The sequence below is a fragment of the Mesocryomonas fontinalis genome, from assembly GCF_055730125.2.
On sequence record NZ_JBUZWG020000004.1, the window covers coordinates 45,893 to 66,658 of the forward strand.

The 20,766-nt window shown below is 67.4% G+C and carries 23 protein-coding genes and 1 pseudogene; 16 read left to right on the plus strand and 8 right to left on the minus strand.

The features are described 5' to 3' along the window. Position 1: 1 nt before the first annotated feature. The 3 genes from aroB (at position 2) to ACZL02_RS11065 (ending at position 1,861) form a co-directional block, all read left to right on the plus strand. The gene (aroB, locus tag ACZL02_RS11055) at positions 2-1,126 is read left to right on the plus strand and encodes a 3-dehydroquinate synthase (RefSeq protein WP_472939666.1); all 1,125 of its coding nucleotides are present in this window, start codon (positions 2-4) and stop codon (positions 1,124-1,126) included. 102 nt (positions 1,127-1,228) lie between these two features. Continuing rightward, entirely contained in the window at positions 1,229-1,477 is a 249-nt protein-coding gene (locus tag ACZL02_RS11060; RefSeq protein ID WP_472939667.1) for an AbrB/MazE/SpoVT family DNA-binding domain-containing protein, read from the plus strand. Positions 1,478-1,576: 99 nt separating this feature from the next. Then, the gene (locus ACZL02_RS11065; protein ID WP_472939668.1) at positions 1,577-1,861 is read left to right on the plus strand and encodes a PIN domain-containing protein; all 285 of its coding nucleotides are present in this window, start codon (positions 1,577-1,579) and stop codon (positions 1,859-1,861) included. A gap of 104 nt (positions 1,862-1,965) precedes the next feature. Here the strand turns inward: ACZL02_RS11065 and ACZL02_RS11070 are convergent, their stop codons facing one another. Both ACZL02_RS11070 and ACZL02_RS11075 read right to left on the minus strand, forming a co-directional pair. Next, positions 1,966-2,667, minus strand: coding sequence for a YoaK family protein (locus ACZL02_RS11070; protein WP_472939669.1), 702 nt, complete (start codon positions 2,665-2,667; stop codon positions 1,966-1,968). Continuing rightward, positions 2,664-2,972, minus strand: coding sequence for a BolA family protein (locus tag ACZL02_RS11075; RefSeq protein WP_472935810.1), 309 nt, complete (start codon positions 2,970-2,972; stop codon positions 2,664-2,666). Before ACZL02_RS11075 ends, ACZL02_RS11070 begins: the two co-directional genes overlap by 4 nt. 146 nt (positions 2,973-3,118) lie before the next feature. Here ACZL02_RS11075 and ACZL02_RS11080 point away from each other — a divergent pair, with 146 nt between their 5' ends. The 4 genes from ACZL02_RS11080 (at position 3,119) to ACZL02_RS11095 (ending at position 8,235) form a co-directional block, all read left to right on the plus strand. Next, entirely contained in the window at positions 3,119-3,733 is a 615-nt protein-coding gene (locus ACZL02_RS11080) for a J domain-containing protein (RefSeq protein WP_472935811.1), read from the plus strand. A 204-nt stretch (positions 3,734-3,937) separates the two neighbouring features. After that, positions 3,938-4,924 (plus strand): cobaltochelatase subunit CobS, encoded by a 987-nt coding sequence (cobS, locus tag ACZL02_RS11085; RefSeq protein WP_472939670.1) that lies wholly within the window; start codon positions 3,938-3,940, stop codon positions 4,922-4,924. Between the two features lie 372 nt (positions 4,925-5,296). Then, on the plus strand, positions 5,297-7,207 hold the full coding sequence (gene cobT, locus ACZL02_RS11090) for a cobaltochelatase subunit CobT (RefSeq protein ID WP_472939671.1): 1,911 nt from the start codon (positions 5,297-5,299) through the stop codon (positions 7,205-7,207). Then, positions 7,204-8,235 carry an esterase-like activity of phytase family protein gene (locus tag ACZL02_RS11095; RefSeq protein WP_472939672.1) on the plus strand — a complete coding sequence of 344 codons (1,032 nt, stop codon included), beginning with the start codon at positions 7,204-7,206 and terminating at the stop codon, positions 8,233-8,235. Before cobT ends, ACZL02_RS11095 begins: the two co-directional genes overlap by 4 nt. Before the next feature lie 307 nt (positions 8,236-8,542). On the opposite strand, the gene ACZL02_RS11100 is transcribed toward ACZL02_RS11095, so the two are convergent. Both ACZL02_RS11100 and rpmB read right to left on the minus strand, forming a co-directional pair. Then, positions 8,543-9,226 (minus strand): queuosine precursor transporter, encoded by a 684-nt coding sequence (locus ACZL02_RS11100; RefSeq protein WP_472939673.1) that lies wholly within the window; start codon positions 9,224-9,226, stop codon positions 8,543-8,545. Between the two features lie 81 nt (positions 9,227-9,307). Beyond that, entirely contained in the window at positions 9,308-9,610 is a 303-nt protein-coding gene (gene rpmB / locus ACZL02_RS11105) for a 50S ribosomal protein L28 (RefSeq protein WP_472935815.1), read from the minus strand. Between the two features lie 263 nt (positions 9,611-9,873). Here rpmB and ACZL02_RS11110 point away from each other — a divergent pair, with 263 nt between their 5' ends. Beyond that, positions 9,874-10,656, plus strand: coding sequence for a DUF3108 domain-containing protein (locus tag ACZL02_RS11110; protein WP_472939674.1), 783 nt, complete (start codon positions 9,874-9,876; stop codon positions 10,654-10,656). Between the two features lie 93 nt (positions 10,657-10,749). Beyond that, positions 10,750-11,649 carry an aromatic amino acid exporter YddG gene (gene yddG, locus ACZL02_RS11115; RefSeq protein WP_472940063.1) on the plus strand — a complete coding sequence of 300 codons (900 nt, stop codon included), beginning with the start codon at positions 10,750-10,752 and terminating at the stop codon, positions 11,647-11,649. Between the two features lie 33 nt (positions 11,650-11,682). Here the strand turns inward: yddG and ACZL02_RS11120 are convergent, their stop codons facing one another. Both ACZL02_RS11120 and gloB read right to left on the minus strand, forming a co-directional pair. Beyond that, positions 11,683-12,129: a cupin domain-containing protein gene (locus ACZL02_RS11120; RefSeq protein WP_472939675.1), complete on the minus strand. Its 447-nt coding sequence runs from the start codon at positions 12,127-12,129 to the stop codon at positions 11,683-11,685. Then, on the minus strand, positions 12,129-12,893 hold the full coding sequence (gene gloB, locus ACZL02_RS11125; RefSeq protein ID WP_472939676.1) for a hydroxyacylglutathione hydrolase: 765 nt from the start codon (positions 12,891-12,893) through the stop codon (positions 12,129-12,131). Before gloB ends, ACZL02_RS11120 begins: the two co-directional genes overlap by 1 nt. A 216-nt stretch (positions 12,894-13,109) precedes the next feature. Here gloB and ACZL02_RS11130 point away from each other — a divergent pair, with 216 nt between their 5' ends. From ACZL02_RS11130 to ACZL02_RS11145, 4 genes are all read left to right on the plus strand, one after another. Continuing rightward, positions 13,110-13,859: a class I SAM-dependent methyltransferase gene (locus ACZL02_RS11130; RefSeq protein ID WP_472939677.1), complete on the plus strand. Its 750-nt coding sequence runs from the start codon at positions 13,110-13,112 to the stop codon at positions 13,857-13,859. A gap of 105 nt (positions 13,860-13,964) precedes the next feature. Beyond that, entirely contained in the window at positions 13,965-14,948 is a 984-nt protein-coding gene (locus ACZL02_RS11135; RefSeq protein ID WP_472939678.1) for an aldo/keto reductase, read from the plus strand. A gap of 97 nt (positions 14,949-15,045) precedes the next feature. Then, positions 15,046-15,339, plus strand: coding sequence for a hypothetical protein (locus tag ACZL02_RS11140; protein WP_472939679.1), 294 nt, complete (start codon positions 15,046-15,048; stop codon positions 15,337-15,339). After that, positions 15,257-15,793 (plus strand): hypothetical protein, encoded by a 537-nt coding sequence (locus ACZL02_RS11145; RefSeq protein WP_472939680.1) that lies wholly within the window; start codon positions 15,257-15,259, stop codon positions 15,791-15,793. The genes ACZL02_RS11140 and ACZL02_RS11145 overlap by 83 nt, the downstream gene beginning before the upstream one ends. A gap of 4 nt (positions 15,794-15,797) precedes the next feature. Here ACZL02_RS11145 and metW read toward each other — a convergent pair whose 3' ends face one another. Both metW and metX read right to left on the minus strand, forming a co-directional pair. Continuing rightward, on the minus strand, positions 15,798-16,451 hold the full coding sequence (gene metW, locus ACZL02_RS11150) for a methionine biosynthesis protein MetW (RefSeq protein ID WP_472939681.1): 654 nt from the start codon (positions 16,449-16,451) through the stop codon (positions 15,798-15,800). After that, positions 16,448-17,632: a homoserine O-acetyltransferase MetX gene (gene metX / locus ACZL02_RS11155; protein WP_472939682.1), complete on the minus strand. Its 1,185-nt coding sequence runs from the start codon at positions 17,630-17,632 to the stop codon at positions 16,448-16,450. The genes metW and metX overlap by 4 nt, the downstream gene beginning before the upstream one ends. A 195-nt stretch (positions 17,633-17,827) precedes the next feature. Between metX and pheA the strand changes: the two are divergent. The 3 genes and pseudogenes from pheA to ACZL02_RS11170 form a co-directional block, all read left to right on the plus strand. Next, positions 17,828-18,094: pseudogene (pheA, locus tag ACZL02_RS11160) on the plus strand (chorismate mutase); the annotation flags it as partial. A gap of 585 nt (positions 18,095-18,679) precedes the next feature. Then, on the plus strand, positions 18,680-19,789 hold the full coding sequence (hisC, locus tag ACZL02_RS11165) for a histidinol-phosphate transaminase (RefSeq protein WP_472940064.1): 1,110 nt from the start codon (positions 18,680-18,682) through the stop codon (positions 19,787-19,789). After that, entirely contained in the window at positions 19,786-20,742 is a 957-nt protein-coding gene (locus ACZL02_RS11170) for a prephenate/arogenate dehydrogenase family protein (RefSeq protein WP_472939683.1), read from the plus strand. Before hisC ends, ACZL02_RS11170 begins: the two co-directional genes overlap by 4 nt. Positions 20,743-20,766 lie beyond the last annotated feature (24 nt).

Genomic DNA, 20,766 nt, shown 5'->3' on the forward strand with positions numbered 1-20,766 from the left:
CATGAGCCTTGCGCCCGCCGAGACCCGCATCGTGCGGGTCGACCTCGCCGACCGTTCCTACGACATCCTGATCGGCAAGGGCTTGATCGCCGGCGCCGGCGTCGAGATCGCCGGGCGCCTGCCGGGCATCCGCGTCGCCGTCATCACCGACGAGAACGTTGCGGCGCTGCATCTGCCGCCGCTCCAGAGCTCGCTCGCCGACGCCGGGATCGAGGCGGCGACGCTGGTCCTGCCGGCCGGCGAGACGACCAAATCCTTCGCCCAGCTGCAGGTCGCCGTCGAGGCGGTGATCGCGGCAAGGCTCGAGCGCGGCGACGCGGTGGTGGCGCTCGGCGGCGGCGTCATCGGCGACCTCTCCGGCTTCGTCGCCGGGATTGTTCGGCGCGGCATGCGCTTCGTGCAGATCCCGACCTCGCTGCTGGCGCAGGTCGACAGTTCGGTTGGCGGCAAGACCGGCATCAATTCGCCGCAAGGCAAGAACCTCGTCGGCGTATTCCACCAGCCAGCGCTGGTGCTCGCCGATACTGCGGTGCTCGATACTCTCAGCCCGCGCGAATTCGCCGCCGGCTATGCCGAGGTGGTCAAATACGGACTGATCGACCGGCCGGACTTCTTCGAATGGCTGGAGCAGAACCGTACGGCGGTCTTCGTCGGTGGCCCGGAACGCGCCGAGGCGATCGCCACCAGCTGCCGCGCCAAGGCCGAAGTCGTCGCCGCCGACGAGCGCGAAGACGGCCGCCGCGCCCTCCTGAACCTCGGCCACACTTTCGGCCACGCGCTGGAGGCAGCCTGCAGCTACGACACGGCGCGGCTGGTGCATGGCGAGGCCGTATCGATCGGCATGGCGCTGGCCCATCGCTTCTCGGTCCGGCTTGGGCTCTGCAGCGGCCAGGATGCGGTCCGCGCCGAGCGCCACCTGCAGGCCGCCGGCCTGCCGACCACCATCGGCGAAATTCCCGGCGAAGGTTTCTCCGTCGAGACCCTGATGCGCGCCATCGGCCAGGACAAGAAGGTCAGCCGCGGCCGCCTCACCTTCATCCTCACGCGCGGCATCGGCGAGGCCTTCATCGCGAACGATGTCGATCCTGCCGAAGTATCGACGTTCCTGGCCGACGAACTGGCCTGAGCCGAAGCTACGACGAGCCGCGGCTCGATTTTCGCCCGACGATGCGACAAGCGGTCGAGGATGAATTATAGCTGAGGGTACGAGGCAGGAGCGGCGAAAGCGATGGACGCGCGGAAGGTCAAGGTGACGGAGGGCGGCAGGCTCGTCATCCCCGCATCGTTCCAACGGGCCCTCGGCATCTCCCCCTGCGACACGCTCATCATGGACATGGAAGCGGGCGAATTGCGGCTTCGCTCGATCGCCGTGGCGCTCCGGGAGGTTCAGGCAGAGGTTCAGGCATTGAATCCAACGGCGCGCGTCCTGTCGGAGGAGCTGATCTCTGACCGCCGCCGGGAAGCGGAGAATGAGTGAAGGCTACGTCCTTGATGCTTCCGCAATCCTTTCCTGATTAACCGGGAGCCGGGAGATCAAAGGGTCGAGGCGGCTTTGTCAGGGGACCTGATTTCTGCCGTGAACCTCTCCGAAGTCGTCGCAAAACTCTCTGACCTTGGGCTCGACCGGAGCGGGGCAGAGCGTTTGCTGGCATCGCTCGATCTCACGATCGAGGCTTTTGATACCGAAGCCGCTTACACCGCTGGCAGCTTGCGCTTTGCGACGAAGAGTTTCGGTCTGTCCTTCGCCGACCGCGCCTGCCTGGCGCTGGCACAGCGCAGGAGACGCCCCGCCCTCACCGCGGACAAGGCGTGGAGCGAGGCCGGAAGAGCCATCGGCGTCACCGTCGAAATGATCCGCTGAGGAGCCCACCGCTCATGTGGACTCACCCGCCCCAAAAGGCTCAGCGAGACCAAAGCGCGAAAGCATCTCCACCGGACGCGAATACGCCCAACGGCCCCGCCCCATCAGCCGGCGAAATACTGCCGTCGCCAGCGGGCGGGGATGAGCAGGGAGGCGGCGGCGATCAGCGTGGCGAAGCCCGCCGACAGCCAGATCGCCAGCGCGCCGATGAGGCCGAAGGCGACCGCGCCGACGACGGCGCCGGTGAGCATGCCGCACCAGGGCACGATCTCGAACCACCAGTTCGGCACTGCGCGGCCGAGCATCCGCCGTCCGAGGCCGCGACCGAAACGCGACAGCGCGCCGGAGACGTAGGTCACCCCCAGCGAATGGCCCTCGACCCTCTCCATCGCGACGTTGACGGAGCCCATGGCGAAGACGAGGAGAATGATCGAGACCCGCTCCAGCCCCTGTCCCGAGAGGCCCGCCGACGCCAGGAGCAAGGCGGCCACCAGCCCGACGATGGCGCCGTGCCGCCGCCCGGTGAAATGGGCGAACAGAACGCCGGCGGCATTGCCGAGGACGAAGACCAGCACGAGCAGCGCCAGATGCAGCACCGCCACAAGCCGCAGGCCGCCGATCGCGACGGCGAGCCGCGTCGTATTGCCGCTCATGAACGATACGAAGTCGCCGGCGAGGAGAAACCCCACCACATCCGTCATCCCCGCAAGGCACGACAGCGCCGCGGCAAAGCTGAGGCCGACTGCGGTCCGCCGCCGGCGGTGGGCATGGCGTTGGGCGGCGCGGGCCGACGGCAGCGCGATCAACGCCGCGTCGGCTCGCCCGGTGCCTTCGCCTCGATGGCCAGCGCGTGCACGCCGGAAACCAATTCGTCGGCCAGCGCCTTGTTCACGGCACGATGCCGGTCGATACGGCTCAGTCCGGCAAACAGGGAAGAGACGATCATGACGCGAAAATGCGTACCCGCCGACCCATCGAAGCCAGCATGATGCTCGCTCGCCCCATGGTGGTGACCGGCATGCAGGTGGCTTTCGTCGATGACCTTGAGACTATCCGGGGCAAAAGCGTCCGCCAGCTTGGCCTCGATCGTGTCGCGGGAATACAGCGTCATTCCGGGTTCCGATGCAAAGAGGGTTGGTTGAGGCGAGATTGCCGGTCCGCAGGAACCGACAATCGCCGCTTCGGCCCGGCTTCCCGGACTTTTTCGCATCTGTCAATTCTTGTTCGGCTCCTGCCGGCGCACCATAATCCATCCCGATGAAACTCGATTCCAAATATTTCGACGGCATTCGTGTCCGCCCCAGCCGCAAGGCTGCAGAGAAGGCGCGCGCGCCCGACTGCTCGTGGGATGGTTGCAAGGAGCCCGGCACCCACAAGGCGCCGCGCGGCCGCGACCACGAGGGCCAGTATCTCAACTTCTGCGTGGACCACGTCCGCCAGTACAACAAGTCGTACAACTACTTCTCCGGGTTGAACGACACCGACATCCAGACCTATCTCAAGGATTCGCTGACGGGGCACCGTCCGACCTGGACCATGGGCGCGGCCACCGGCGACACCGCGACCAACCAGGCGCCGCCGCGCGCCAAGCGCTGGACCGGCAAGGCCAAGGATCCGTTCAACCTGTTCGAGGGCGACGCGGCGGCTGCGCGTGCGGCGGCCAAGGTCAAGAAGGTGCGCTCGCTGGAATCGAAAGCCTTCACGACGCTCGGCATCCCCGAAGATTCGTCTGGCGAGACCGTTCGGACGCGCTATAAAAGCCTGGTGAAGCAATATCATCCCGATGCCAACGGCGGCGATCGCGGACATGAAGACCGGCTGCGCGAGGTCATCCAGGCCTACAAGCTCTTGAAGCAATCCGGTTTTTGTTAATCGCTGAGCAGAGGTCTGCGGGCGGGCCGCGGCTTCCCGGCCGTTCCGGCGCTGCAGAATGAGTGAAACGGCATCCCGGTGCCACGGTATCTTGGCGCCGAGCCCCTTCGGTGCCGGCAACACTGCCCGCGACGGCTCCCGGCGTCGCCGAGGCAACAGAGACGGCACCGCGCCAGCATGGCCGCGCGGGCCTTTGGAGGCGTGATGACTGCAGCGGTTCAGGACGTGGCTCGGCTCCCGGATACCACGATCTCCGTCCGTGAAACCTTCGGTTTCGACAGCAATTTGACGGTCCCGGCCTATGCCGAGGCGGACAACCATGTCCCGGACCTCGACCCCGACTATCTCTTCGACAAGCAGACGACGCTGGCGATCCTCGCAGGCTTTGCGCGCAACCGCCGCGTGATGGTCTCGGGCTTCCACGGCACCGGCAAGTCGACTCACATCGAGCAGGTCGCGGCGCGCCTCAACTGGCCTTGCGTGCGCATCAACCTCGACAGCCATGTCAGCCGCATCGACCTCATCGGCAAGGACGCGATCACCGTCCGCGACGGCATGCAGGTCACCGAATTCCGCGACGGCATCCTGCCCTGGGCGTACCAGCACAACGTCGCGCTCGTCTTCGACGAGTACGATGCCGGCCGCCCTGACGTGATGTTCGTGATCCAGCGCGTGCTGGAGGCCTCCGGCCGCCTGACGCTGCTCGACCAGAGCCGCGTCGTGACGCCGCACCCGGCCTTCCGCCTGTTCGCCACCGCCAACACGGTCGGCCTCGGCGACACCACCGGCCTCTACCATGGCACGCAGCAGATCAACCAAGCGCAGATGGACCGCTGGTCGATCGTGACCATCCTCAACTACCTGCCGCACGACAAGGAAGTCGACATCGTCCTGGCCAAGGCCAAGCACTTCCAGACCAAGGAAGGCAAGGTCCAGATCTCGAAGATGGTTCGCGTCGCCGACATGACCCGCTCGGCCTTCGTCAACGGCGACCTGTCGACCGTGATGAGCCCGCGCACCGTCATCACCTGGGCCGAGAACGCCGAGATCTTCGGCAATATCGGCTTCGCGTTCCGGCTGACATTCCTGAACAAGTGCGATGACCTGGAGCGCGCGCTGGTGGCGGAATTCTATCAGCGGGCGTTCGGGGAAGAACTGCCGGAGTCGTCGGCAAACGTGGTGCTGGATTAGGCTTCGATACCGCGTCGCCGGCAATCGGCGGCTTGAAACGTCAGGCTGAAGGGCTCGTTCTCCCAGCACTGAAGAGGGCCACGCCCTCCAACCGCTGAGGGGCAAGTCCTCCGAACATCGTCATCCTCGGGGCCTTGGCCCCGGGGATCCGTGCCGAGACGTAGCCGCAGGAAGTCTGGCGACCTCGGCATCACGTCGAATACCGCCGCTGGCGGTGTTCAACGCCACGGCATGGGTCCCCGGCCTGCGGCCGAGGATGACGAACCTTAGGGGTCGGCGCTTCGTTACATGCGCTGCAGAAGCGAGCACGGCTGACACGGCAACGGTAACAACGGTGGCTTGCCGCCCACTAAAGAACAAGGCCCGGATAGCATGTCCCGCATCGGCGACAATTCCAAACCCGGCAATGCCAAGGGCGGCATCGACCGCGAGCCGTTCCGGCGGGCGGTTGCTGGCTGCATGCGCGCGATCGCCGGGGATGCCGAGCTCGAAGTCACTTATGCCAGCGAGCGGCCGGGGCTGAACGGGCCGCGCGCCCGCCTGCCCGACCTGCCGAAGCGCGTCACCCAGAACGACATCGCTGTCACCCGCGGCATGGCCGACGCCATGGCGCTGCGGCGGGCCCGGCACGACAACAAGATCCATGCCACCCTCGCGCCCGAGGGCAAGAGCGCGCGTGCCGTGTTCGACGCGGTCGAGCAGGCGCGCGTCGAGGCGATCGGCGCCAATGCCATGCTCGGCGTCGGCGACAACCTCGCGGCGATGCTCGAGGACAAGTATTTCCGCTCCAACCTGCAGGACGTCACCGACCGCGCCGAAGCGCCGCTGGAGGATGCCGTGGCGCTGATGGTGCGCGAGCGGCTGACCGGCCGCGAGATCCCACCGAGCGCCCGCGCCGTCGTCGACGTCTGGCGCGACTGGATCGAGGAGAAGGCCGGCGAACGGCTGGAGCGCCTGCCGAATGCGGTCGAGGACCAGAAGGCCTTCGCCCGCGCCATGCGCGATCTCCTGGCTGTGATGGAAATGGCCGAGGAACTCGGCCAGGAGCACGACGGCGAGGACAGCGACGACGACCAGGAGCAAGGCGACAACCAGGAGCGCGACAGCGACGAAGGCGGCGCCGAGAAGGATGCCGGTGAGGACGAGGCGCGCGCGGAGGACTCCGAATCGCAGTCCGAAAGCGAGGACGCGGCCGAGGCCGAAGAGTCCGAGGTCACGGCCGACGATCCGGTCGACGACGACAGCCAGGACACCGAGACGCCCGGCGAATCGCGCCGTCCGAACCAGGCCATGTCGAACATCTCCACGGAGATCGACTACAAGCCTTATACCCAAGCCTTCGACGAGATGGTCGGCGCCGAGGAACTCTGCGACGAGGCCGAGCTCGACCGTCTCAGGGCCTTCCTAGACAAGCAGCTGACCACGCTGCACAGCGTCGTCGGCCGCCTCGCCAACCGGCTGCAGCGCCGGCTGATGGCGCAGCAGAACCGCTCCTGGGACTTCGACCTCGAGGAGGGCTATCTCGACAGCGCCCGGCTGACCCGGCTGGTGCTCGACCCGATGCAGCCGCTCTCGTTCAAGCAGGAGCGCGACACCGCCTTCCGCGATACCGTCGTGACGCTGCTGATCGACAATTCCGGCTCGATGCGCGGGCGGCCGATCACGGTCGCCGCCACCTGCGCCGACATTCTGGCGCGCACGCTGGAGCGCTGCGGCGTCAAGGTCGAGGTGCTCGGCTTCACGACACGCGCCTGGAAGGGCGGGCAGTCGCGCGAGGCCTGGCTGAAGGCCGGCAAGCCGCAGAAGCCCGGCCGGCTCAACGACCTCCGCCACATCGTCTACAAGTCGGCGGATGCGCCCTGGCGGCGGGCCCGGCGCAATCTCGGCCTGATGATGCGCGAGGGGCTCCTGAAGGAGAACATCGACGGCGAGGCGCTGGTCTGGGCGCACAATCGCCTGCTCGCCCGCCCCGAGCAGCGGCGCATCCTGATGATGATCTCGGACGGCGCGCCGGTCGACGATTCGACGCTCTCGGTCAATCCCGGCAACTACCTCGAACGGCACCTGCGGGCGGTGATCGAGGAGATCGAGACGCGCTCGCCGGTCGAGCTCCTGGCGATCGGCATCGGCCACGACGTCACCCGCTACTACCGCAAGGCGGTAACCATCGTCGACGCCGAGGAACTGGCGGGCGCCATGACCGAGCAGCTGGCAGACCTCTTCGCCGACGACAGTGCCGGCGGCGCCCGCCGCAGCCCGCGCCGCGCCGGCAGCCGCGGGTGACAGGCGCGCCCGGACGCCACCGCCGGCGCCTCGGGGCGCTGGCAGCGATCGCCGTGTCGGTGGTCGCGACGGGTGGGCCAGCGCTGCCCGAGGCGAAGACGCTGGCGATCCAGTCCTCCCTCATCGAGCGCTTCGACAAGCGGTCGGCCGACGGGCGCACCGGGGCGCTGCGCTATCTCGGCGGCTTTCGCTACAGTTCTGCCGATCGGCGCCTGCAGGGGATCTCTGCCGTCCGGCTACGGGAGGGCGGCACCCGCCTTCTCGCGATCACCGATACCGGCTACTGGCTCGCGGCGGCGATAAGGCGCGACGCCGAGGGTCGCCCGGTCGGACTGGCCGACGCCGAGATGGCGCCGATCCTCGACGCCGCGGGCGAGCCGCAGACGCAGCGCAAGGGCCTTGCCGACGCCGAGGGCATGGCGATCGATGGCGACAGGGTGCTGGTCTCGTTCGAGCAGCGGCACCGGATCGCCGCCTACGCCGACCCCGCTGCGCCGTTCGACAGCAAGGCGGAGGCCGTCAAGCTGCCGATTCCCCCGCGCGAGCTGCGCACCAACCAGGGAATCGAGACCATTGCCGTGGCGCCGAAAGGCGCAGCCGGGGGCCCGCGGACGGTGATCGTCTCCGAGCTCTCGCTCGACCGCCAGGGCAACCTCTTCGCGGCGATCCTTGGTCCGAGAGGCGGGATGTTCACGGTAAAGCGCGAGGAGCCGTGGTCCGTCACCGACGGCGCCTTCCTGCCGGACGGCGACCTGCTGCTGCTGGAGCGGCGCTACCAGGGTTTCGGCCGCATCGGCATGCGTATCCGGCGGATCTCGAGCGCCGACATCAAGCCCGGCGCGCTCGTCGATGGCCCGGTGCTGATGGAGGCGGGTCCCGGCGAGGAGATCGACAACATGGAAGGGCTCGACGCCTGGGTCACGCCGACCGGCACCACCGTCATCTCCCTCGTCTCCGACGACAACGGCTCGTTCTTCCAGCGCAACCTCTACCTGGAATTCGCCCTCGAGGAGGCTGGCGCGAGCTGAGGGACGTGCAAGACGCGTTGCCATGCGCCGAAGCACCAACGGCTCCGTCCCTAAACCCGTAGCGCTCCCCCGAACATCGTCATCCTCGGCCGCAGGCCGGGGACCCATGCCAAGGCGATCACGCGTTGATCCGGCACCGGAATGCGGCGTCGCCGCAACGGCATGGGTCCCCGGGGCCAAGTCCCCGAGGATGACGACCTCATAGGGTCTACCGCAGTTTCAGAACCTGGTGACGCGAGCGATATCAGCTCAAGGCTGGAACAGCCTGCCTGTCGTCGCCGAACGCGCGCCCCCGGTCCGCCAACCTTCAGCCGGCGACGGCGACCGGCCGGTACGGCATGAAACGCTGCATGATGATGCGGTAGGGCATCAGCGCCAGGATCGCGATGGCAAGCTTCACGCTGAAATCACCGATCGCCCAGGAGATCCAGCGCGGTGCCTGCGTGGCGAAAGCGCCAAGTAGCGGCGCGGCCTGCAGCGAGAACTCGTCGGTCGGGCCCAGCAGCCAGAACGGCGCGAAGGCCAGCGTGAAGAAGGTCAGCGTATCGACCACCGAACCCGCCACCGATGCGAAGGCTGGCGCCCGCCACCAGCTGGCGCCCCGCCAGCGGTTGAAGACGGCGATGTCGAGCAGCTGCGCCATCAGGAAGGCGGTGCCGGAGGCCAGCGCGATTCGCACCAGCCGGTCGCCGGCGGTCGGAAACGACAGGAGGCCGAAGCGGAACAGCAAAGGCGGTGCCAGGATCGAGGCGAGAATCGCGACGGCAAAGCCCGCATAGACGATTCGCCGCGCGACGGCAGGGCCGAAGCGACGGTTGGTAAGATCCGTGACCAGGAAGGCGAAGGGATAGGTGAAGGTGCCCCAGGTCAGGATGTCGCCGAGGGCGAGTGTCCCGACATGCCCCGACAGCGGAAACTGCACGAGGATATTGGAGGCGAGCACGATCAACGTCATGGCTGCCAACGGCAGCGCGAAGGAGCGCAGGTTCATTTTTTTATCCTGGGGTGATGGAACCAGAAGACCGGGCGCCTTTCGGCACCCGGTTCAAATTAGCACGTCGAGACAGAAAGCTTAGGCGGCGACCGTGGTGGTCTCGGCCAGCTTCTTGGCAATCTGGCGCTTCAGAAGGCGGGCCTTCTGCGACAGCTCGAGCTCGCTCGACTTGATGAGGAAGGCGTCGAGGCCGCCGCGGTGCTCGACCGAGCGCAGGCCATGGGCCGAGACGCGGAGGCGGATGCGCTGGCCGAGGGCATCGGAGATCAGCGTGACAACCGACAGGTTCGGCAGGAAGCGGCGACGCGACTTGTTGTTCGCATGGCTCACATTGTTGCCGTATTGGACGGCCTTGCCGGTCAGTTCGCAAGCGCGCGACATGGGTTACACCTTTCAAGCTCGAAACGGCCATCGCGGAGCGCCGCCGATAGGAACACGGCGCGATCATCGTCCACGAGGCATGATCGGAATTGGTGCGTGCTATAATCTGCCACCGGCGCTTCGTCAACCCGAAGCCACCGCCGCGTCAGCAGCGAAAATGCCCAGACGGCGGAATTCAGCCCTATTCATCCGCCAGGGAACATGGCACGCATGGGCTGACGACGCGTGCAGCTGTTTTCGTCGACACTCCGGGAAGCCACGGCATGACGCATTTCCACCGGGCGACCGCCGCTTTCCTCGCCGCGCTCGCCATGGCGCCGCTGGCGCTGGACGAGGCCGCCGCGCAGACCGTTTCCTCGCGCTACAACGTCTCGCTGATCGGCCTGCCGGTCGGCCGCGCCAGCTTCGATACCACGATCGACGGCAACCGCTACAGCATCAAGGGCACGCTCGGCTCGACCGGCCTTGCCGACATCTTCTCGAAGGTCGCCGGGACCAGCTCGGTCAGCGGCACGATCAAGGGCGATAAGGTGCTCGCCACCACCTACGGCCTCGACTATTCCAGCGACAAGAAGACCTATCGCAGCGACGTCACCTTCCGCGGCGGCCGGGTCGCCTCGGTGGACGTCGCGCCGAAGATCACCAAGCCGAAGAAGGATTACGTCCCGGTCTCGCCGAAGCACCTTCTCTCGGTGGTCGACCCGCTGAGCGGGCTGATGCTGAAGGGCAAGCCGGCGACCCTCTGCGACCGCACCTTGCCGTTCTTCGACGGATGGTCGCGGCTTGACCTCGTGCTGTCGCCGGCCGGCACCAAGACCTTCACCACCGATGGCTATTCCGGCGACGTCACCGCCTGCAACGTCCGCATCAGCCCGGTCAGCGGCTACCGCGCGACCTCCAAGGGCGTAAAATTCATCCAGCGCCAGACGATAGAGCTCTGGTTCGCACCGATCGGCGACACCGGCATCTTCGCCCCGGTCTACGCCCGCATCCCCACCGAGATCGGCCCCCTCACCTTCCGCGCCGCGACCTTCGCGAAGGGGTGAGCGCCAGGACGGGATGGGTCGCCGGCTCACTGGCCGCCCCTTCTCACCCCGCCTCCCCGCCTCTATAGCCGAAGCCACGCGAACCCGAGGGGAATCACCGTGGCGACATTGCTGGGCTTTTCGGCCGTCCTGATGTGGTCGCTGCTGGCGATGCTGACCGCGCGCAGCGGCGCGGTGCCGCCGTTCCAAATGAATGCGATGACCTTTGCGATCGGCACGCTCGTCGGGCTCGGCTGGCTTCTGTTGAGACGCCGCGACGGCACGCCGCTGGCGGCGACCTTTCGCCAGCCACCGGCAGTCTGGGGGCTCGGCATCGTCGGGTTGTTCGGCTACCACGCGCTCTACTTCGCCGCGCTGCGCAATGCGCCGGCGGCCGAGGCAAGCCTCATCGCCTATCTCTGGCCGCTGCTGATCGTGCTGGGCTCGGCCATGCTGCCGGGCGAGCGGCTGCGCTGGTATCACCTCGCCGGCGCCGTGCTGGGGCTGGGCGGCGCAGCGCTGATCATCCTCGGCAAGGGCGATGCCGGCTTCTCTGGCCAGTATGCGCTGGGCTACGGTCTCGCGGCACTCTGCGCCGTCTTCTGGTCGGCCTACTCGCTGCTGTCGCGCCGCTTCGGCACGGTGCCGAGCGAGATCGTCACCGGCTTCTGCGCGGCGACCGCCGCGCTTTCGCTGGTCGCCCACCTCGCCTTCGAGACAACGGTCTGGCCGGCCGATGCGGGACAATGGGGGGCGGTGCTGCTGCTCGGCCTGCTGCCGGTCGGCGCGGCCTTCTACGTCTGGGATCACGGCGTCAAGCACGGCGACATCCAGCTGCTCGGCGCCGCCAGCTACGCCGCGCCGCTGCTGTCGACGCTGGTGCTAGTGCTGGCCGGCGAGGCCGAGATTACCGGCGCTGTCGTTGGCGCCGCCGCGCTGATCACCGCCGGCGCCGCCCTTGCCGCCCTGCCGCTGTTCCAGCGGCTGCTGGCGACACGCTCCGCGGTTTCCTGAACCGCGGCAACCGCGCGCCGAAGAGCGTTTTCGTCAACTGCGCGGACGCGGCGTCGGGCGCCAGTTCGGCGGGGCCATCTCCAAGCTCTCGAACTGGAAGCCAGGCGAGACCGTGCAGCCGACGAGGGTGTACTCGCCGAGGGTCGTCGCCGTCTGCCAGGCGCCTGCGGGCACCACAAGCTGCGGCGTCTCGTTCTCCGAGAAGTTCGGCCCGAGCCTGTGCGCAGAAGCATCGTGGCCATTCGGCGAGAGGGTAATCACCATCGGTGCGCCGGCATACCAGTGCCAGACCTCCGCGGCATCGGTGACGCGGTGCCACTCCGACGTCTCGCCGGCCTCCAGCATGTAGTAGATCGCGGTCGAGCGCGGACGCCCGGCCTCGTCCACTGCCTCGTCGCGGAAACTCTCCCGGTACCAGCCGCCCTCCGGATGGGGTTTCAGGCCGAACTGGCGGACGATCGAAAGCGCCTTGGAGCTCATCAGTAGCCGTTCCTCTTTTCACGCAGCAGGGCGAAGGTTGCGACCGGGTCGGATGTACCGAGCTCGGCCATCAGGTCGGGATTGTCGGCCCGCAGAAAGGGGTTGGTGTGCTTCTCCTGGCCGAGCGAGACGGGCAGCGTCGGTTTGCCGGAAATGCGCAGCCGCTCGACTTCCTCCACCCGGTTGCGCAAGGCGGTGTTGCCGGGGTCGACGTCGACGGAGAAGCGCGCATTGGTGGTCGTGTACTCGTGCCCGCAGTAGAGCGCGGTGTCGTCCGGCAACTCCCGCAGCCGCTGCAACGACGCCCACAGCATGGCAGCATCTCCCTCGAAAAGCCGCCCACAACCAAGCGAGAACAAGGCGTCGGCGGCGAACAGCGCCTTCGCGCCCGGCAGGTAATACGAGACCTCGCCGAGAGTGTGGCCAGGCGTATCGATCACCTCGACGTCGATCGCGCCGAGCGTCAGCCGGTCGCCGCCGGTGACGGTGCGGTCGATGCCGGGGATCTTCGCCTTCTCCTTCACCGGACCGATGATCTCGCAGCCGTAGGCAGCCTTCAGCGCCTCGTTGGCGGCGACATGGTCGGTGTGGTGGTGGGTGGTCAGGATGTGCGTCAGCGTCCAGCCTTCGGCTTCCAGCGCCGCCACGATCGGGCCCTCTTCCGGCGCGTCGATCGAGACCGTCACCCCGGAAGAGGCGTCGTGCACGAGGACGCCGAAATTGTCGCTTCGGCACATGAACTGGCGGATGTCGATGTCGGCCATGTCGGTTCCTTGCAGGGAGGATGCGACAGGAGCTAGCGCACGATACCGATCCGGGGAGTGCGCCTTTCCTCAGCCGGCGAAGAGGGCCAGTGCCGCACCCGTTGTTCCCGCAGCGAACTCAGGTGGTTCGCCGGCGGATGAAGTTTTCTTCACCCGGCTCCGCGCGGATCGGGCTATAGACGGGGGACCGCACCCGCCGGAGCCGCCCCGCTGAGCATGAATGCCGATATCGTCGATCTCCGCGATTTCTATTCGGGCCGCCTCGGTCAGGCCGCGCAGAGGGCGATCACCGCCGGGCTGACGCCGATGTGGCAGCCGATCCCACAGGAACGCCTTCTCGGCCTCGGCTATGCCTTGCCTTATCTCGACCGGTTCTCGGGCGACTGCGAACGCGCGCTGGCCTTCATGCCGGCGAGCCAGGGCGCGGTGAACTGGCCGCTCGGCGCTGCGTCGCGCACCGCCCTCGTCGGCGCAGAGGAACTGCCGCTCGGCGACGCCGCGATCGATCGCATCCTCCTCGTGCACGCGCTGGAGTTTGCCGAGAGCCCGCTCGACATGCTCAGCGAATGCTGGCGGGTGCTGGCGCCGGGCGGGCGCATCGTCATCGTCGTGCCGAACCGTCGCGGCGTCTGGACGCGCTTCGAGCACACGCCCTTCGGCTCCGGCCGGCCCTGGTCGCGCGGGCAATTGCTGCGGCTTCTGCGGGAGGCGATGTTCACGCCGACCGCCTGGTCCGACGCGCTGCTCTTTCCGCCCTTCCAGCGCCGCACCCTGCTCGGCCTCGCCCCGGCGCTGGAGCGCTTCGGGCGCAACCTCTGGCCGCTGTTTTCCGGCGTCCTCCTGATCGAGGCGACCAAGCAGGTCTATCGCGGCGTGCCGGTGGCTTCCGCGCGGCGCGAACGGCGGCGGGTGGTGAAGCCCGTGCTGGTGCCGCAGGGCGCCGGCGCGCACCGGGAGCGCGTCTAGAAACGTCTCGACGGAGCGCATCCTTGAGCGGCGCGAGGGCCATGACATGCCGTCACCCGACCCTATCTCTCTCCCCATCTCCTTCTGCAACAGAAAGCATCCGTCATGGATAAGCGCACACTCGGCCGCGATCTCGACGTCTCGGCCCTCGGCCTCGGCTGCATGGGCATGTCGGAGTTCTATGGCGAAGGCGACGACGCCGAATCGATCAAGGTGATCCAGCGGGCGATCGGCCTCGGCGTCAGCTTTCTCGACACCGCCGACATGTATGGCGTCGGTAAGAACGAGGAACTGGTGGGGAAGGCGATCAAGGGCCGGCGCGACGACGTCGTGCTCGCCACCAAGTTCGGCAACGTGCGCGGGCCGAAGGGCGAGCGCCTCGGGATCTCCGGCCGCCCGGAATATGTCCGCAGCGCCTGCGAGGCGAGCCTCAAGCGGCTCGGCGTCGAGGTGATCGACCTCTATTACCAGCACCGCGTCGACCCGAACACGCCGATCGAGGAGACCGTCGGGATGATGGGACGGCTGAAGGACGAGGGGAAGATCCTGCATCTTGGCCTCTCGGAGGCCGCGCCCGAAACCATCCGCCGCGCCCACAAGGAGCGCCCGATCGCCGCGCTGCAGACGGAATATTCGCTCTGGAGCCGCGAGCCGGAGGAGGAGATCCTGCCGACGGTGCGCGAGCTCGGCATCGGCTTCGTGCCCTATTCGCCGCTTGGCCGCGGCTTCCTCACCGGCAAGTTCAAGTCGGAGGCCGACCTGGCCGAGGGCGATTTCCGGAAGGGCTCGCCGCGCTTCTCCGGCGAGAACTTCGCCCGCAACCTGAAGCTCGTGGAGCTGGTCGAGTCGATCGCCGCCAAGAACGGCGTGAAAGCCGGCCAGGTCGCGCTCGCCTGGGTGCTGGCGCAAGGCGACGACATCGTCCCGATCCCCGGCACCAAGCGCATCAGCTACCTCGAGGAAAACGTCGCCGCGGCCCGCGTGGAACTGTCGACGGCCGATCTGGAAGAACTCGGTGCAGCATTCCACAAGGACGCGACGGCCGGGACGCGGTATCCGGAGGCGGGGATGAAGGCGGTCAATCTCTGACACGCTGCGAAGCCCGAGGTCGGCTACCGACCTCGGGCTTGCTGCTAAGGTGCATTCGCGGCATCATTGGTTTCGCCATGATCTGATGGGAACGGCGATGGTCAGCGACGCAGATATCGTGAAGACGGTCGAGACACTTGCAGTCGAAACGTTTTCTCGCGAGGCGATCGACAGCGTTCGGGCATGGCGGCACGCCGACCAGGATGGCGATGCGGTGATCGAGCTTTTCGTCCTGATGCGCGATGGCGTTATGCCCCTCGACCCCAAAATGACGCTGCCGTTTCGCTCTGCGGTCGGTAGAGCTGTTCGTGAACGGGGCGAGGCAGCCTATACCGCGCTCTCTTTCATGCCGGTCTCCGAATATCAGCAGATGCGCTCTGAGGCCGCTTGAGCTGATCGCCACGGCGCGAAAACTGGCGGCGCCAGTCGCCGGCAGTCCGTCTGACTGCGATCTGCGACGTGCGGTCAGTACCGCATACTATGCGCTGTTCCATACCATCGCCGCATCGGCCGCCGACTTTCTGATCATCGACGGCCGAAACGATTTCGCGCGAGAGGCGTCGAGCATCGCGTATCGGGCGCTCGATCATGCAACGCTGAAGAACGCCTGCCGGAATCAGAGCTTACGGCGCCGCTTGCCCAAAGCGCTGGACGATTTTGCCGATCTTCTGCTGGTGATGCAGTTGAGGCGCCACCAAGCCGACTACAGCCCCATGACAAGGTTTTCGGCGAACCAGGTCGACGAGAGCATCGATGCCTGTGAGGCGGCGATTTCGGCCTTTGCATTCGTCGACGAAGCCGACCGTCGCGCCTTTATCGTCTTCGCCCTGTTCCGAAACCGCTGAACCCCTACCGGCTGAGCACGAACACGCCCTGCTGGCCGAACAGGTTCCAGAACGCCCAAGGCATCCGCATCCCCATCTTCTGGCCTGTGCCGTTGATCGCCACCGCCGTCTCAATGCGGGCGCCGATCTCCTCCGTCAGCTCGACGAAATCGCGCATGGTGCAGAAGTGGATGTTCGGCGTCTCGTACCAGGAATAGGAGATGTTCTTCGTGACCGGCATGCGGCCGGTCAGCCCGAGCGACAGCCGGATCGACCAGTGGCCGAAGTTCGGGAACGAGACGATCGCCCGTTCGCCGATGCGCAAGAGTTCCTGCAGCACGATCTTCGGGTTGCGGGTCGCCTGGATGGTCTGCGACAGGATGACGTAGTCGAACGCGTCGTCGGGGTAGTAGACGAGGTCGCGGTCGGCGTCGCCCTGGATCACCGACAGGCCGCGGGCGACGCATTCGTTGACGCCGGCCTGGCTGAGCTCGATGCCGCGGCCGTCGACCTTGCGACGGTCCTGCAGGAGCTGCAGCAGCGCGCCGTCGCCGCAGCCGACGTCGAGGACGCGGCTGCCCGGCGTCACGAGATCGGCGATCAGCTGCAGGTCGATGCGGGTTTCTGCCTCGGCCGCAACCGTTGCGGTTGTCGGGATCGGCGGCTGGATCGGCGTCATGCGAGACCCCGCAGGCGAGCGGCCGACGAGATGAAGCCGTCGATCGCCTCGAAGAAACGCGGCTCCTCCAAGAGAAACGCGTCATGGCCCCGATCGGTCTCGATCTCGACGAAGGAGACCGAGGCGGCCGCGGCGTTCAGGGCATGCACCACCGCGCGGTTCTCCTCGGTTGGAAACAGCCAGTCGGACGAGAACGAGACGAGGCAGAAGCGCGTCGTCGTGTTGCGGAAGGCTTCAGCCAAGCTGCCGCCGAACTCCGCCGCGATATCGAAATAGTCCATCGACCGCGTCATGTAGAGATAGGAGTTGGCGTCGTAGCGATCGACGAAGGTCATGCCCTGGTGGCGCAGATAGCTCTCAATCTGGAAGTCGGCGTCGAAGCCAAAACCGAGCTGCGTGCGGTCCTGCAGGTTGCGGCCGAACTTGCGCTGCAGCGCGGCCTCCGAGAGATAGGTGACGTGCGCGGCCATGCGGGCGACCGCAAGACCCTTGTGCGGCCGCGTGCCCTCGACGATGTAGCGCCCCTGCCGCCAGTCGGGATCGGCCATCACCGCCTGCCGGCCGACTTCGTGGAACGCGATGTTCTGCGACGAGTGCCGGGCGCCGGTGGCGATCGGCAGCGCCGCGAAGACCCGGTGCGGATAGCTCACCGTCCACTCCAGCACCTGCATGCCGCCCATCGAGCCGCCGACGACGGCAAACAGCGTGTCGATGCCGAGCCGGTCGACCAGCATCGCCTGCGCCCGCACCATATCGCGGATGGTCAGCACCGGCAGATCAATGCCATAGGGCTCGCCGCTCGCCGGGTCGATCGAGGCCGGCCCGGTCGAGCCCATGCAGCCGCCGATGACGTTGGAGCAGACGACGAAGTAGCGGTCGGTGTCGATCGGCCGGCCGGGCCCGACCAGCGCGCTCCACCAGCCGGGCTTGCCGGTCACCGGGTTGATGCTGGCGACATACTGGTCTCCGGTCAGCGCGTGGCAGACGAGGATGGCGTTCGAGCGCTCTGCGTTCAGCGCGCCATGCGTCGTATAGGCGATCTGGAACGGCGAGAGGTCGCGCCCGGCATCGAGCCGCAGCGGCTCGTCGGGCCCGAAACTGGCGACGAGGCTTGATGGATGGCGCGCTTCGCGGCGCGCGGCATCCTCGGTCTCGTCCCTCGAAGTGGCTGTGATGGTCATGTCGGTCGATCTTCGGTCCGCGGGTCGGTCGCGACAGTCACCATGCGCGCGGCCCCGACGCAAGCATCCCGCGCGCCTGCAGCGCGTGCCTGCCCGAGATGCGGTCGACGGCACGGCTTTGCAAGTTCGATCGACCGCCGATAGAAGAACCACCGACACGGTACATTTTGTACGATCCATTCCAGAGGTGAGACGATGACGGTCGCCACGGCGTCAGACCCTTCGAGGCTGGCCGAACTCCGCGCCAAGATCGACGCGATCGACGAGTCCGTGCACCGGCTGCTGATGCAGCGGGCGATGGTGATCGACGAGCTGATCCAGGTGAAGGGAACCGCGCGCAACGGCGCCGCCTTCCGCCCGGGGCGCGAGGCCGACATGATGCGCCGGCTCGCCGCCCGCCACCAGGGTCACCTGCCGCTGACGGCGATCGAGCACCTCTGGCGCGAGATCATCTCGACCTTCACCGCGCTGCAGGCGCCGTTCGACGTGGCGGTCTCGCTCGGCGGCCATCCGGTGGCCGCGGTCGAGGCGGCGCGCTTCACCTTCGGCTTTTCGGTTCCGCTGAAGGCCTGCGACCGTGCGCACGACGTCGTCGCCTGGATGGAGGAAGGCGGCGACCGGCTGGGGGTCATCCTGTTGCAGGAAGAGGCCGGCGCCTGGTGGGATCGCCTGCGCACGGCGCAGATCGTCGCCCGCCTGCCGTTCTTCGAGGCCGGCCGGCGCGAGGCAGGCGTGCCTGCGCTGGTGCTGGCCCCGCCGCTGGCTGACCCGGTACCGCCGGAGATCGCCTGCTACGCCGTGCGCGGCGATGCTGCGGCGGTGGATGCCCTCGTTGCCGCCCTCGGGGCCGAGAGGCTGGCCAGCCACGGCGACGGCGATCGCGTCTCGACGCTGATGGCCATGCCCGACAGCGGCACGGCCGGCGCGGCGATGGCCGCGGCCGCAGGTCTCGACATCGCCGCCGTCGGGGGGTATGCGGCACCGCTCGGCATCGACGCCAGAACAGCCGCCCCGCGCGCGCTTCTCACAGAGTTCAAGGACACTGACATGGCACCCGTTTTGCGGCCGGTTCCCAAGCCCGGCATCATGGACATCACGGCCTATGTCCCCGGCAAGAGCGCGGCTCCAGCCGGGGTGAAGCTCCACAAGCTGTCCTCCAACGAAACGCCGATCGGCCCCTCGCCCAAGGCACGGGAAGCGATGCAGGCGAGCCTCGACCATCTCGAGCTCTACCCGGACCCGCAGGCCAAGGCGCTGAAGCAGGCGATCGCCGAGACGCACGGACTGAACCCGGCCAACATCTTCTGCGGCAACGGCTCGGACGAAGTGCTGGGCCTCCTCTGCGCCGGCTACCTCGCGGCAGGCGACGAAGCGATCTACACCGAGCACGGTTTCAGCGTTTACGACGTCTACATCCGCGCCGCCGGGGGCACCCCGGTGATCGCCCGGGAAACCGACGCGCGCGCCGACGTCGACGCCATCCTCGGCTGCGTCACCGAGCGCACCCGTCTGGTCCTGCTGGCCAACCCGAACAACCCGACCGGCACCTACATCCCCTTCGACGAGGTTCGGCGCCTGCACGCCGGGCTGCCGGCTGGCGTCATCCTGGTACTCGACGCCGCCTATGCCGAATACGTCCGCAAGAACGACTATGGCGCGGGCATCGAACTGGTCTCGGAGGCCGAGAACGTCGTGATGACGCGAACCTTCTCGAAGATCCACGGCCTTGCGGCGCTCCGCGTCGGCTGGATGTACGCGCCGACCGAGATCATCGACGCGCTGGACCGAATCCGCGGCCCGTTCAATCTCAACGCCCTCGCCATCGCGGCAGGCGCGGCGGCGATCCGCGACCGCGCCCATGTCGAGAAGGCCGTCGCGCACAATGATGAGTGGCTGGACTGGCTGACGACCGAGTTCACCGCACTCGGCCTCAAGGTGACGCCGAGCGTCGCCAACTTCCTGCTCGTCCATTTCCCCGAAACGCCGGGCTTCGGCGCGGTCGAGGCGGATGCCTTCCTCACCGCCCGCGGCTACATCCTGCGCGGCGTCGCCGGCTACGGCTTCCCCAACGCGCTGCGGATGACCATAGGCAGCGAGGAGGCCAACCGCGGTGTCGTCGAGACGCTGCGCGAGTTCCTCGGCAAGGCGCCGGCATGAGCGAGCCCCTCTTCGAGCGCGTCGCGCTGATCGGCATCGGCCTGATCGGCTCGTCCATCGCCATCAACATCCGCGACCGCGGGCTGGCCAAGCATGTCGCGATCTCGACCCGCAGTGCCGAAACGCTGAAAAGGGCCGAGGAACTGCACCTCGGCACCAGCTACCACGCCGATGCCGCCGAGGCGGTGCGCGATGCCGACCTCGTCATCCTGTCGGTGCCGGTCGGCGCCTCGGGCGCGGTCACGCAGGCGATCGCGGCCTCACTGAAGCCCGGCGCCATCGTCTCCGACGTCGGCTCGGTCAAGGCCTCGGTGGTCGAGCAGATGCAGCCGCATCTGCCGGCCAACGTCCACTTCATCCCCGCGCACCCGATCGCCGGCACCGAGGAGTCCGGCCCGGATGCGGGCTTCCTTACGCTGTTCGAAAACCGCTGGACGATCCTGACGCCGGTGCCCGATACCAATGCCGCCGAGGTCGAGCGGCTGCTCGCCTTCTGGCGCGCCTGTGGCGCCCGCGTCGAGGTGATGACGCCGGAGCACCACGATCTGGTGCTCGCCATCGTCAGCCACGTCCCGCATCTCATCGCCTACAACATCGTCGGCACGGCCGCCGATCTCGAGACCGTGACGCAGCAGGAAGTCGTCAAATTCTCCGCCTCGGGTTTTCGCGATTTCACCCGCATCGCCGCCTCCGACCCGACGATGTGGCGCGACATCTTTCTCAACAACCGCGATGCCGTCCTGGAAATGCTCGCGCGCTTTTCCGAAGACCTCGCCTCGCTGCAGCGGGCGATCCGCTGGGGCGACGGCGACGCCCTGTTCGAGCTGTTCACCCGCACCCGCGCCATCCGTCGCTCGATCGTCGAGGCCGGCCAGGACACCAACGAGCCGAACTTCGGCCGCCAGCCGATCCGGCGGGACGTGTGGAACGAGGACGGCGAGCCAAAGGCTTGAGACGCGTATCCGCCAACCACAGAC